At 45.4% G+C, this 12,561-nt stretch carries 13 protein-coding genes; all 13 read left to right on the top strand.

Translation table 11 applies throughout. The annotated features are described in order from the left end of the window. Window positions 1-679 precede the first annotated feature (679 nt). Window positions 680-1,597 (top strand): LysR family transcriptional regulator, encoded by a 918-nt coding sequence (locus tag JZ787_RS14415; protein WP_004684302.1) that lies wholly within the window; start codon window positions 680-682, stop codon window positions 1,595-1,597. Window positions 1,598-1,741: 144 nt separating this feature from the next. Further along, window positions 1,742-2,362, top strand: a complete 621-nt coding sequence (locus tag JZ787_RS14410) for a beta-ketoacyl synthase chain length factor (protein ID WP_346312709.1) — start codon at window positions 1,742-1,744, stop codon at window positions 2,360-2,362. Next, a complete protein-coding gene (locus tag JZ787_RS14405; RefSeq protein ID WP_346312673.1) occupies window positions 2,356-3,168 on the top strand; it encodes a lysophospholipid acyltransferase family protein in 813 nt (270 codons plus the stop codon). Before JZ787_RS14410 ends, JZ787_RS14405 begins: the two co-directional genes overlap by 7 nt. Beyond that, entirely contained in the window at window positions 3,152-3,412 is a 261-nt protein-coding gene (locus tag JZ787_RS14400; protein ID WP_005012584.1) for a phosphopantetheine-binding protein, read from the top strand. The genes JZ787_RS14405 and JZ787_RS14400 overlap by 17 nt, the downstream gene beginning before the upstream one ends. 9 nt (window positions 3,413-3,421) lie before the next feature. Next, window positions 3,422-3,670, top strand: coding sequence for an acyl carrier protein (locus JZ787_RS14395; RefSeq protein ID WP_234965112.1), 249 nt, complete (start codon window positions 3,422-3,424; stop codon window positions 3,668-3,670). Then, complete coding sequence (locus tag JZ787_RS14390; RefSeq protein WP_346312672.1) at window positions 3,667-4,221, top strand: septation protein IspZ; 555 nt, start codon at window positions 3,667-3,669, stop codon at window positions 4,219-4,221. Before JZ787_RS14395 ends, JZ787_RS14390 begins: the two co-directional genes overlap by 4 nt. Window positions 4,222-4,299: 78 nt before the next feature. Next, on the top strand, window positions 4,300-5,961 hold the full coding sequence (locus JZ787_RS14385; RefSeq protein ID WP_346312671.1) for an AMP-binding protein: 1,662 nt from the start codon (window positions 4,300-4,302) through the stop codon (window positions 5,959-5,961). A gap of 13 nt (window positions 5,962-5,974) precedes the next feature. After that, on the top strand, window positions 5,975-6,709 hold the full coding sequence (locus tag JZ787_RS14380) for a glycosyltransferase family 2 protein (protein WP_346312670.1): 735 nt from the start codon (window positions 5,975-5,977) through the stop codon (window positions 6,707-6,709). Window positions 6,710-6,726: 17 nt separating this feature from the next. Next, window positions 6,727-7,641 carry an acyltransferase gene (locus JZ787_RS14375; RefSeq protein WP_346312669.1) on the top strand — a complete coding sequence of 305 codons (915 nt, stop codon included), beginning with the start codon at window positions 6,727-6,729 and terminating at the stop codon, window positions 7,639-7,641. 5 nt (window positions 7,642-7,646) lie between these two features. Continuing rightward, window positions 7,647-9,179, top strand: coding sequence for an aromatic amino acid ammonia-lyase (locus tag JZ787_RS14370; RefSeq protein ID WP_346312668.1), 1,533 nt, complete (start codon window positions 7,647-7,649; stop codon window positions 9,177-9,179). A gap of 9 nt (window positions 9,180-9,188) precedes the next feature. Further along, window positions 9,189-9,608, top strand: a complete 420-nt coding sequence (locus tag JZ787_RS14365) for an acyl-CoA thioesterase (protein WP_346312667.1) — start codon at window positions 9,189-9,191, stop codon at window positions 9,606-9,608. 61 nt (window positions 9,609-9,669) lie between these two features. Further along, window positions 9,670-10,257 carry an outer membrane lipoprotein carrier protein LolA gene (locus JZ787_RS14360; protein ID WP_346312708.1) on the top strand — a complete coding sequence of 196 codons (588 nt, stop codon included), beginning with the start codon at window positions 9,670-9,672 and terminating at the stop codon, window positions 10,255-10,257. Beyond that, window positions 10,232-12,556 carry a hypothetical protein gene (locus JZ787_RS14355; protein ID WP_346312666.1) on the top strand — a complete coding sequence of 775 codons (2,325 nt, stop codon included), beginning with the start codon at window positions 10,232-10,234 and terminating at the stop codon, window positions 12,554-12,556. The genes JZ787_RS14360 and JZ787_RS14355 overlap by 26 nt, the downstream gene beginning before the upstream one ends. The last annotated feature ends 5 nt before the right edge of the window (window positions 12,557-12,561 follow it).

Below are 12,561 nucleotides of genomic sequence, written 5' to 3'. Positions count from 1 at the left end.
GCTTCCTAGTCGGAAGCTTTTTTGTTTTTGTATGCTCTGTTTTGCATTTCATCAGTTTGAGAGACAAGCGACTTTGATTCGATATTTACATAATGCTTCACGTGGAACATAAAAAAGCCCGAAGACTAGGGTGGTGAGAAGTTCTGCTGTCAGCACGGTATGCTTTTTCAGCGCTTAGCCCCTCAATTTCGATGAAAGATCAGAATCATCAGTTCTCAATATTTGAGCTGAATTTAACTCAGGTACAAGAGCATGCTGCTTGCTCTCACATGATTTCGTTGTATCAAAGTAGAGATATCACAAGAGTTCGATGCATAGCCACGAGTTAAATAGGACAGTTGGTGGGCTGGATTCGGTCGTTGTACCTCTCAAAAAACTGAAGGAATCACGCTTCAACCTAGGCATGATTAAGAGATGGGCTTAAAAGTCATCCACAGTTATAAAAGAAAGCCTTACTTCTCGATTGGCGCACATGTACGGATCATGAAGATTGTGAATTTGAATGCTTAAATTTTTTCATTCTCTGTAAATGGGGCGAGTGTTTTTGTTGCAGATCATAGATATTAAAATGAAATAAACTAATTAAAAATATATTAAGGTGAAAAAAAATAAGTGAATCTCACTTTTATAGGTTAAGCTATACCGTATTCATCAAGATTAAAAAATTGGGCCGCGCCAGATGTTAGAACTCCGCCATTTAAAAACCTTAACCGCTTTAAGAGAGCATGGCTCATTGGTGGCTGCTGCGGGAGACCTATGCTTAACGCCTTCAGCTTTGTCGCACCAGTTGCGTGAGTTAGACCAGTGGTTTGGGGTTGAAGTGGTAAACCGTCGTAGCCGTCCCGTTAGCTTTTCTAATGTGGGACAGCGTTTGTTAAAACTGGCTGATGAAGTGTTGCCGCAGGTGCAAATTGCACAAAGCGACATCACCCGTATTGTGCATGGTCAAACTGGACGTATTACTTTTTCCTCAGAGTGTCATAGCTGTTTCGATTGGTTAATGCCGTTATTAAATCAATATCGCCAACAATATCCAGATGTTGATCTGGACTTCGCTTCAGGTTTTGAGGCCAATCCGCATGAGTTATTGCAGACGGGTGAGTTTGATTTATTGATTACAGCCGACCCGATTGCGTTAAAAGGGGTGGAGTATTTTCCGATTTTTGAGTATGAATCGCGTTTGGTTTTATCCAATACCCATCCTTTGGTTCGTGCCAAAGACATTACCGTGCAAGAACTTGCAGAAGAAACCTTGGTGACCTATCCAGTGGATAAGCACCGTTTAGATATTATGTCGCGTCTGTTTATTCCGGCCAATATCCTGCCGAAACAGATCCGCACCACCGACCTCACCCAAATGTTGATTCAACTGGTGGCAAGTGGGCGTGGTATTGGGGCATTACCCGATTGGGTGGTGAACGAATATGAACAAAAGGGTTGGGTGACTTCGCGTCGTTTGGACTGCGTAGCGCCTGAAGGTTTGCGTCGTACTCTTTATGCAGGCTATCGTACTGAGGAAAAAGAGAAGGATTATTTCGAAGGCTTTTTAAAACAACTGGATAAATTTGCCAAGAAAAGAACGCAATATTATATCTAGTTGCTCTTGTTTTAAGGAGGGGGATCAGTGTTGCTGCATCCTCCTTTTTTGAACCTATCAGCGCTTGTTATTTTTTGTGAAAAATGTGGCTCAGTGCTATAATTGCGCGCCTGATAATTTGTCAACTTTTAAACACTGATCATGATGATGCAACTCCACGTATCCCGCTTGAATATGAGCTTGGTTGATCAAGAATTATCAGCTATAGAGTACATTCCTGCGATGCAACGCCGGCGCTTATCGCGTCTGGCAAAGCTGGCTTTGAATAGCGCAATGCAGACTTTAGATACCCACAAAGTCGATTATATTGTGTGGGTGTCGCAATATGGCGATGAAGCAAAAACACTGAATATTTTAGCAGATGTGTTACGCGAGCAAACCCCTTCACCGACTCAATTTTCAACCTCGGTACATAATGCAATTTCAGGCTTATATTCTATTTTATGTCAGGATGCGACACCTGCGACCAGTTTGGCGGGTTCGTGGAATGATGGGTTGATTGAAGCCTATGCATGGTTAAAAACAAGGCCAGAAGCTCGTCAGGTTTTGCTGGTGTATTATGATGAAGCCTTGCCGGACATTTATATCGAGCATCAGTCATTTGCTGCTTTTGCAATGGCCACGGTGATTTCACTAGCGCCTGCCAATTTGATGTTGGCGCCAAAGCATGCGGATGCAATGCCTACTTATCAGCAGGCTTTAGCATTTAATACGTTTTGGAATAATCCTGAGCAAACTGAATCTGAAGCGTGGACGAAATGCTGAAATTAAATCGAATCAAGCAAAAAGCCAACTATGTCTGGCGTGTTGGAGCGACAGGGTTTAGTTTTGCCAGCTTTGGCTTAGGCGGTGTGGCGATTGGTGGTTTGATTGCACCTCTGGTCAAGCTGAGCTCAGCAGACCTTGAGCTTCGCAAGCAACGTACTCAAAAGGTGATTAAACACAGTTTTAAAGGTTTCACCGAAATGATGGTGAAACTGGGCATTATGACCTATACGGTTGAAGGTTTGGAGAAATTACAAAACAGTCAACAAGAGTTGGTCATTGCCAATCATCCGACACTGATTGACGTGGTGGTTTTAATTGGTTTAATGGAACAAGCAAACTGCGTCGTCAAGCAGGCGCTGTGGTCAAATCCATTTACCAAAGGCCCTGTGCAAAGCGCAGGCTATATTTTAAATGCAGGTTCTGAACAGTTTATTCAGGACTGTGTACACAAATTACAGCAGGATCATGCGGCGTCCTTGTTGATCTTTCCTGAAGGGACACGGACAGCAAAAGGCGAGCAATTGAATGACTTTCAGCGTGGTGCAGCCAATATTGCTTTGCGTGCTGGTGTGCCGATTCGCCCTGTGCTGATTAGCTGCACGCCATCGACCCTGACTAAAAATGAAAAGTGGTATCACATTCCAGAACAGCCTTTTCATATCCATGTGAAAGTGTTGGATGCGATCCGAGTGGAAGACGTATTGGATGATGTAACGGTCAATCCCAAAAATGTGCGTCAATTAAATCAACAATTACAGTGGTTTTTTAACCAAGAGTTATCCGTAAATGAGCAATCTTGCTGATGAATTAAAGCAAATGATTATTGATGTCCTCGCCCTTGAAGACATCCGTATTGAAGATATTGATACAGACGCGCCTTTGTTTGGTGATGGTCTGGGTTTGGACTCGATTGATGCTTTAGAACTGGGTTTGGCATTGAAAAAGCGCTATGGCATTCATCTAAATGCAGAGTCTGCAGAAACCAAAGAACATTTTAAATCAATTCAAAGCTTAGTGGCTTTGGTTGAAGCACAGAAAACAGCATAAGAGGTTGCTATGCTTGCACAAGAAACCGTGTTAGAAAAATTACGTGAGTGGATGGAAGAGCTGTTTGAAATTGCGCCTGAAGATGTGCAGTTAGAATCAAACCTAGCTTCAGACCTCGATGTCGACAGTATTGATGCCATTGATTTGGTCGTAAAAATTAAAGAGCTGACAGGTAAACAAGTTAATCCTGAAGACTTTAAAAATGTGCGTACCGTTCAAGATGTGGTGGCCGTGATTCAGAATATGTCGGCTGCATGAACAACATTTTAAAAGGGATAGCAGGGGTCGGATTGATCCTCTATCCTTTTTTTGTGGCTTATGCTTTGGCGCATGGACAGTATGTCTGGGTCAGTGCGGTATTGATTGCACTGGGCATTTTACGTCTCTTGAGTAAGGGCAATGCCCTGCTGTGGCCATTGACGGGTTTTGCCATTTTATGTGGCGGGCTGAGTTTGATTTTAAAAGATCATGCGTGGCTTAAACTCTATCCTGTCTTTATGAGTCTCGGGGCGTTGTTTATTTTTGCCAGCACCTTGATTCGACCCCCTTCAATGATTGAACGTTTTGCACGTTTGGCAGAACCTAATTTGCCCGAAGAAGGGGTACAATGGACCCGTCAAGTCACCAAAGTTTGGTGTGGTTTTTTTTGCATCAATGCGGTCCTTGCTTTGATCACTGTTTTCTTTGCACCGATGAAGATTTGGGTGCTGTATAACGGCTTGATCTCTTATGTCTTGATGGGTGGACTGTTACTGGGTGAGTTTGTGTTGCGCAAACGCCAGCAGCGACTGCATCAAGTTCAGAAATAACAGCATCTCCGTCAGGTTAACTTAAAACAGTGGCCCCGAACTATAGCGATTAGAAATACGGTTTTAAAAACAAATTATATGTCTTGTCATTTTCAGCAGCATCTCCATTCATCGCGTCCCTTGTGTATTCAGGCGGACTTAAGTTTCGTTTCCTTTCACACTTTTTGGCTAGATGTGGCTGAACAGGCTGCGCAAATTCAGCCGTTGGAACAGTCTGTATGGGCGCTTTGGCAAGAAGACAGTTATGAGTTTTTAGTATTATTGTTTGCGGCATTGCAAGCAAGCAAGCAAGTGCTGTTGCCGCCGCATCGGGTCAGCGACTTAGAAAAAGAATTGGCTGAACAGCAGATTTATTTTTTAAAACGTTTGCCGTCGACAGTGCCATCTACATTAGTGCTTCAATTTGATGCTGCTTTTTTCAATCAGGCCCAGCTGTATTTTTATACTTCGGGTTCAACTGGGCAGCCGAAAAAGATTCCGCGCACCTTGCAACAGCTTTTCAATGAAGTCTGCGGTTTAGAGGCCAGCTTTGACTTGCCTGAGCAGGCGGTCGCGATTGCTACGGTGAGCCATCAACATATTTATGGTTTGTTGTTTAAGTTGTTGTGGCCCTTAGCCAGTGGGCGCAGTTTCTATCAAAGACAACTGGCTTTCCCTGAAGATGTGGTCGATCTTCAAAAGAAAATAGCCCATCTGCAACTACCCAATTATGTCATTTCAAGTCCTGCGTTGTTGAAGCGCTGGACTACAGATGTGGTATTGCAGGACTGCCATAGAGTCTATTCTTCTGGTGGAAAGTTGGATACAGGCGTGCGTCCCTTGCTGAACCGCCCGATTACCGAAGTGTTTGGCAGTTCTGAAACAGGCGGGATCGCCCACCGTCAGGCGGATGATGCGCTATGGACACCCTTTGCCAATGTCGAAATTAACTGTGCCGATCAGCAAGAGTTAGCCGTCAAAACCAACCATGCCTTTAGCGCGGATTGGATTTTAACTGGAGATAAAGTGCAGGTTGCAGATGTACAGAATCCCAAAAGTCCGTTTCAGTTATTGGGGCGTTTGGACCGTATTGTCAAACTCGAAGAAAAGCGTTTAAGTCTCGATGCCATTGAAGCAAAAATTGCTGAGTTGGTCGAAATACAACACTGCCATGTCTTAATTCATGAAAAAGAACAGCGCCAGATTTTGGCGGTGGTGGCGGTGTTGACCGAGGATGCTCGGGCACTGCTCACCGAAAAGGGCAAAGCTGTATTTACCGCACAATTGAAAAAACAATTACAACAGAAGCTGGAAAGTATCGCGATTCCGCGGCAGTGGCGGTTTTTAACGCAAATGCCACAAAATGCACAATCGAAGCTGAATAAACAGTATTTAAAATCACTCTTTCAACCGATGATCTTGCCTGTGGTATTGACGCAGCAGTCTCAGGATACGCAGATCAGTTATGCTTTGGAATTTATTCCTGAGCTGGAATGCTTTAAAGGGCATTTCCCGAACTTCCCGATTTATCCGGGCGTAGGGCAAATTGGATTTATTCAACATTTTGCCAAACAAAACTGGGCGGATTTACTGTGGTGTAATGGTTTTGAGCAGTTAAAATTTCAAGGATTGATCCAACCCTATCAAGCGGTGGAACTGGTGCTTAGCCGTAAAGCGCATAAGGTCAGCTTTGAGCTGAAAAATCATGACAAAATATTGGCATCAGGACGCTTACTGTTTGCTGTCCCTTCAGACGTTTAAGCCGAGAGACAAAATGAAACACTGCTTTGTGATTCCTGTGTATAACCATCCGCATTATTTGGCCGCGTTATTGTCACATTTAAGCACTTTTGAGTTGCCTATCATTATGGTGAATGATGGCAGTGATGCCGATTGTACGGCGGTGTTAGATCAGCTCGCGCAGGACTACCCAAGGGTCGATTTGGTTGAACATACCTATAATCAGGGCAAGGGGCAGGCGGTGATCACGGGTCTCAAGCATGCCTTTCAATGCGGCTATAGCCATGCCTTGCAACTGGATGCCGATGGACAACATGACTGGCAGGATGTACAGCGCTTTTTAGACACATCTATCCAGCATCCTGATGCCATGGTTATTGGTCAGCCGATCTTTGATGCGACTGTGCCGAAAAAACGTCTCTATGGCCGTTATGCAACACATATTTGGGTGTGGATTAATAGCCTGTCTTTTGACATTAAAGACAGTATGTGTGGCTTTCGTGTTTATCCTTTGGCACAGACGGTGAACATTTTAAATACAGCCAAGTTTCAACCGCGGATGGGCTTTGACTCGGAAATTTTGGTGCGTTTGAAATGGGACAATGTGCCGTTTATCAATCTGCCCACGCATGTGATTTACCCCGAAGGTGGCATTTCACATTTTGATGTTTGGCGTGACAATTTGGGCATGGCGCGCGCGCACAGTCGCTTATTGGGTGGCATGCTGCTGCGGCTCCCCAAGCTGATTTATCAGAAAGTCAAAGGCTAAGGCGGTCAGAGAAGCATATGCAGAAATGGAGCGCCGTGAAAGAGCGGGGCGGGATGTTACCGCTGATGCTGATGCTGGGTTTCTACCGTTTAGGTGGGCGCTGGCTGTGCCGAGTCATCTTGTACTTTGTGATTTTATGGTACTGGCTCTTTTCCAATACCGCGCGTCAGGCTTCCCTGTTGTACTTAAAAAAACTACATCATTTTGCCGGTGCGCAGTCGCCGTTTCAGGCTGAGCCGCAGCTGTGGCACAGCTATACGCATTTGATGCAATTTGGCGAATGTATTTTAGATAAAATTGAAGGTTGGCTTGGGCATATTCCTGAGCAAAACTTAAAGCTACATGGTCATGCGCACTTTCGGTCGCACTATCAAAAAGGTGCGGTGATAGTGGTGTCACACTTTGGCAATATTGAATTGCTGCGCGCCGTCAAAGCAGAGCATCCGCAGAAAATTAATGTGTTGGTCTATCAAAAACATGCCACCAAATTCAATGCATTTTTAAAAAAACTGAATGAACATGCCGATGTTAATTTGGTTTCGGTGGATGAGCTAGGAATCGAAACAGCACTGATTTTGCAGGATAAATTGGATCAGGGTGAATGGGTGATTGTGGCGGCAGACCGCGTACCCGTGCAGTCGGATCGGGTACAATCGGTTGCTTTTCTAGGTGAGCAAGCGCTGTGGCCTCAGGGTGCATGGATTTTGGCCAGTTTATTAAAAGCTCCTGTGCTGGCGGTGTTTTGCTATCGGGTCGATACACATTTTGAAGTGCATATTCACCAAGTAGCGGAGCAGTTAAATTGGCCACGTAAAGAGCGTTTACAGGTCATGCAACAGACCACACGCCAGTATGTGGAACTGTTGGAACAGCATTGCATACGCGCGCCCTATCAATGGTTTAATTTTTATAATTTTTGGAATAAAGGATAAGTCTTGTGTTAATTGTTGGGGAAACTCCGCTCAGTATTGAAAATGTTGTGGCTGTAGCGCGTAAAGAAAAACAGGTGGCATTGCCTACCTCTGCTGAATGGACAGCATTGATTCAACGCGGCGCAGATTTCCTAGATCAGCTGTTGCAAGACGAAGGCGTCATTTATGGCGTGACCACGGGCTATGGAGACTCGTGCTTGGTTGAAATTCCAGCCCACCAAGTGCATGAGCTGCCGCTACATTTGTCGCGTTTTCATGGCTGTGGCATGGGGCAAAACTTAGACTTAATTACCGCACGTGCTGTTGTGGTGGTGCGTTTATGTTCTTTGGCACGCGGCTATTCGGGTGTTTCGCACGCCTTGTTGCAGCGGTTGGTCTGGATGTTGAATGAAGATGTGATTCCTGTGATTCCATCGGAGGGTTCGGTCGGTGCCAGTGGTGACTTGACCCCTTTGTCTTATATCGCTGGGGCATTGGTCGGTGAGCGCGATGTGTACTATCAAGGCCAAATCGTACCGATTGCACAAGTGTATGCCCAAAAAGGTGTGCAGCCTTTGGTGATGCGTCCCAAAGAAGGTTTGGCCCTGATGAATGGTACAGCGGTCATGACCGCGATTGCCTGCCTGAATTATAAAAAAGCAGAACAGATTTCTTTTGCCAGTACTTTGATTACTGCATTGAATGTTTTAGCTTTAGAAGGGAATCCAAGCCATTTTGATGAAGTCTTGTTTGCGCAGAAACCACATCCGGGACAGCAACATATTGCAGCGCAGTTACGTGACTGGTTAAACAGTGAAGTACAAACCGAACACCAAAGTTCGCGCCTGCAAGACCGTTATTCACTGCGCTGTGCACCGCATGTGATTGGGGTGTTTGAAGACTCTAAACTGTGGCTGCGTCAGTTTATTGAAAATGAGCTGAATTCAAGTAATGACAACCCATTGATTGACCCAGTGAACCTGCGGGTACTGCATGGGGGACATTTCTATGGCGGACATATTGCTCAAGCCATGGATAGTCTAAAAATCATGATCGCGAATATTGCTGACCTGATGGATCGTCAGTTGGCGCAGTTGGTGGACTATAAAATGAACAATGGTTTACCGCGTAATTTAACTGGCTCAAGTCCTGAGCGCTTGCCCTTGAATCATGGCTTTAAAGCGGTGCAAATCGGGGTTTCGGCATGGACGGCAGAAGCCTTAAAACAGACGCTCGCTGCGTCGATTTTCTCACGCTCAACCGAATGTCATAATCAAGACAAAGTCAGTATGGGCACCATTGCTGCGCGTGATGCCAGTCGTGTCATTACTCTGACCGAACAAGTGGTTGCGGCACTTAGCTGTGCAGCAGTTCAGGCGGTTAAACTCAAAGGTGTAGATACAGAACTCAGCCCTGTTTTAACAGCATTTCAACACTGGGTGCTTCAGAGCTTCACCTATGTGGAGGAAGATCGTCCTTTACAATATGAACTTCAGGCGTTGGTCAATCGCTTTGAGCATTTAGAATTGTTAGACAGCATTGCTGTTCAATATTCATAGGAAATGAGCATGCATGCTGATGTAATCATTGAAGTGCCCTTTCATGATGTCGATACCATGAACGTGGTGTGGCACGGGCATTATTTAAAATATTTTGAAATTGCGCGCTGCAAACTGCTGGATCAATTTCACTATAACTATAACCAAATGCGCGAATCGGGCTATGCATGGCCAGTGATTGAAAGTCATGTCCGCTATGTACAAGGCATTGAGTTTGAACAAAAAATTCGCGTGCGTGCCATTTTAAAAGAATGGGAAAATCGCCTAAAAATTGAATATCTGATTTTCGATGCGGTTTCGGGCAGAAAGCTGACCAAGGGCTATACCTCGCAAGTGGCGGTACACATTGAAAAACGTGAAATGTGCTTCCAGTCGCCACAGGTGTTGTTGGACTGTTTAAATACATGGCCTGAGTTTAAGGCGGAGTAATGCGAGCATGATTCGAGACAAATTTTCTAAGCCGATTTTGGTTGCGTGTACAGCCAGCATGATGACTGTGCTTGCTCCTACAGTGAATGCTCAAAATACTGAATTGAAGCAGGTGTTTGCTCAGCTCGGTGCAACGCCTGTGGTGCGTGCTCAATTTGAGCAACAGAAAAAACTGGCCTCTTTAAATAAAACCTATGTGTCCAAAGGCACGGTGCTGTTCAGCAAAAACCAAGGCGTGCTGTGGCAGATTCAAAGTCCAGTCAAAGCCGATTTGGTGGTGACACCGCGTAAGTTGGTACAAAAGACACAGCGGACTAGCAGTCAAATTGAAGTCGATAAGACTCCCTATGGCTCTGTAGCGACAATGTTTTTACAGTTGATGTCGGGCAACGAAGCGGCACTCGCTAAAAACTTTAATGTGGTATCTGCCAACTACAGCCCGATGCAGTGGAATGTCAGCTTAACGCCGAAAAGCAGTCTATTTAAAAAGCTTTTTGTCCAAGTCGATGCGCAAGGTCAGCGTTATGTGGACCGTATCACGATTTTGGAACAAGCCAATAACCGCACCATCATTCGTTTTAGCCAGCAAACGGCTCAACCTCAAACTTTAACGGTTGCGGAAAATGCGCTTTTCCAATTGGCAAAATAAATTTAGCGCCCTGTGGCTGTTGGTGCTGTGTGTCATTGCTTTGGCACTGGGCGCGGCTTGGCTGAATAAAGGCATTAAGATTGAGACCAATATTTTTGCTTTGCTGCCTGAGGCACATCAAGATGCGCATCTGGAACAAGCACAGCAATATGTCAGTCAGCAGTTAAATGACAAAGTCTTTGTGGTGCTGGATGCCAAAACGGATCAGCAACTCGAACAGGCAACGCAAGCACTCAAAACCCAGGCTGACCAAAGTCGGCTGTTTTTACCTGTTCGGCCGCAGCTTGATCCTGATCAATTTGCCCAAGCGCTGTATCAACACAAAGCAGGGCTATTATCCAAGACCGATCAGCGGATGGTGCAGGAGCAGGATGATGCCGCACTGATAGAGCAAGGCTTATTGCAACTGATGAGTCCCGGCATGCCGATCACGGCTGAAATGCTCAAGCAAGATCCCTTGCTGCTGTTCCCGCGTTATGCAGTGGGTTTAAGCGCTTTACAAAGCAATGCCGATATCAATTTAGAGCAGGGCTTTGCTACGATTCGTGATGAGCAGGGTATCTCGCGCCTGATGGTACTTCAGCTCAATAACAGCCCTTATAATATTGCCTACCAAGAGCAGACCGCTGCGTTTATCCAAAATATCAATCAGCAGCTCAACCAGTTGCAAGTTAAACCGCACTGGACAGGTACGCTGCTGTTTGCACAGTTCGGCACTAACTCTGCCAAAGAGGAAATTTCCACCATTGGCGTCGGTTCGACCATCGGGATTTTGCTTCTAGTCTGGTTTGGCTTCCGTTCGATACGACCGATGCTGACGGAAATGGTCGCGGTCGGCACAGGCAGCTTGGTGGCCTTTGCGGTGACCTATTGGATTTTCGGCGAAATTCATCTGATGACATTGGTCTTTGGCGCCAGTCTGATTGGGGTCTGTGTCGATTTTTCATTTTACTTTATGGCCATGCAATCTCAGCACCGACAGGTGGATGGATTTGCTGTTCTAAAGCCATTATTGCCGAGTTTATTTGTGGGGCTAATGACCACGCTGTTGGCCTATGTGGTGCTGAGTTTTACCCCATTCCCGGGCTTTAAACAGATTGCAGTCTTTTCTATGGTTGGCCTGAGTGCCGCATGGGTGACCAGTATTTTACTGCTGCCACGTTTGCCTGCGCTGAATGCGGAACCCGCGATACATACACTGGGTTTTATTGGCAAAGCACGCAGTTATGTGCAGAGTCGAAATACGCTGCGTTATGGCATGATTGCACTAATTGTACTGGGGACAGGCAGCAGCCTCGCCTTGCTGAAAAGCAATGATGACATCCGTAATTTGCAAAGTATGGATGCCACCTTAAAGCAAGAAGATCAATATATTCGTTCGCGCTTTATGCAACAGCAAAGCAGTGAATATTTTGTGGTACAGGGCAGAATCCCAGCAGAGTTAGAGCAGCATGAACAGCAACTACTGGCAGAGCTTGAACCCTTACAACAGGCTGGTAAGTTAGATACAGTGCAAGCCTTAGGGCAGTGGATTCCCTCGCTTGAACAGCAAAAACACAATATCGCGATGTTACAGGCGATTCCTCAATCCGCTTTGGTGAAATATGCGCAAGCACTACAGCTTAACGCAGCCGATGTTTTAAACTGGCAAGCGCATTTAAAAGACCAACCGTTGCTGACCGAAGCCGTCTTTAAAGATCATCCATTGCATTTTTTGCAGATGAGCCCGACACAACGTTTAGTGATGCTGCAAAATGTGCATGATGTACATGCTGTGCAACAGCTTGAAAATGCGGATGTACAACTGTTACGTCCAGTTCATCAACTGTCTGAATTGTTTAAACAGCACCGTGAGCAGGCACAGTGGCTATTGCTCAGCGCTTTGCTGATTTTAGCCATTGGCTTAGGGGCACTGTATGGCAAAAAATCCATTCTGCCTTTGGTGTTGCCTGTCAGCATGGCCTTAATGACCACGTTTGCGATTCAAGCCTGGTTGGGTGTCGAGATTAATTTATTCAGCATTATGGGCACCTTCCTGATCATTGGGATTGGGGTGGACTATGCGATTTTCTACCGTCACGGACATGATCACCCGCAGGTGGTGGGCATGGCTTTGTTTCTGTGCATGATGTCGACGTTCTTTGGCTTTGGTTTGCTGTCTTTTAGTCATACTTATGCCATTCATAGTTTCGGCTTAACGGTGTTATTGGGCGTTATTTTTTCATTTATTTACGCCACACTTTTTACATCTTCCGATGCAAAACATGTGGTGGTTCAACAATATCAGCCAAAGAGCTGAGTCAA

Source organism: Acinetobacter sp. BWR-L5, from assembly GCF_039655985.1.
GTDB classification, from domain to species: domain Bacteria; phylum Pseudomonadota; class Gammaproteobacteria; order Pseudomonadales; family Moraxellaceae; genus Acinetobacter; species Acinetobacter johnsonii.
The sequence above is the reverse complement of the archived record's forward strand: the minus strand, read 5'-3'. Positions and strand labels throughout refer to the sequence as shown.

Bases quoted from the DNA above. Each gene is read 5' to 3' on its own strand.
- JZ787_RS14415 (WP_004684302.1), top strand. From the start codon at position 680: ATGTTAGAACTCCGCCATTTAAAAACCTTAACCGCTTTAAGAGAGCAT.
- JZ787_RS14410 (WP_346312709.1), top strand. From the start codon at position 1,742: ATGATGCAACTCCACGTATCCCGCTTGAATATGAGCTTGGTTGATCAA.
- JZ787_RS14405 (WP_346312673.1), top strand. From the start codon at position 2,356: ATGCTGAAATTAAATCGAATCAAGCAAAAAGCCAACTATGTCTGGCGT.
- JZ787_RS14400 (WP_005012584.1), top strand. From the start codon at position 3,152: ATGAGCAATCTTGCTGATGAATTAAAGCAAATGATTATTGATGTCCTC.
- JZ787_RS14395 (WP_234965112.1), top strand. From the start codon at position 3,422: ATGCTTGCACAAGAAACCGTGTTAGAAAAATTACGTGAGTGGATGGAA.
- JZ787_RS14390 (WP_346312672.1), top strand. From the start codon at position 3,667: ATGAACAACATTTTAAAAGGGATAGCAGGGGTCGGATTGATCCTCTAT.
- JZ787_RS14385 (WP_346312671.1), top strand. From the start codon at position 4,300: ATGTCTTGTCATTTTCAGCAGCATCTCCATTCATCGCGTCCCTTGTGT.
- JZ787_RS14380 (WP_346312670.1), top strand. From the start codon at position 5,975: ATGAAACACTGCTTTGTGATTCCTGTGTATAACCATCCGCATTATTTG.
- JZ787_RS14375 (WP_346312669.1), top strand. From the start codon at position 6,727: ATGCAGAAATGGAGCGCCGTGAAAGAGCGGGGCGGGATGTTACCGCTG.
- JZ787_RS14365 (WP_346312667.1), top strand. From the start codon at position 9,189: ATGCATGCTGATGTAATCATTGAAGTGCCCTTTCATGATGTCGATACC.
- JZ787_RS14360 (WP_346312708.1), top strand. From the start codon at position 9,670: ATGACTGTGCTTGCTCCTACAGTGAATGCTCAAAATACTGAATTGAAG.
- JZ787_RS14355 (WP_346312666.1), top strand. From the start codon at position 10,232: ATGCGCTTTTCCAATTGGCAAAATAAATTTAGCGCCCTGTGGCTGTTG.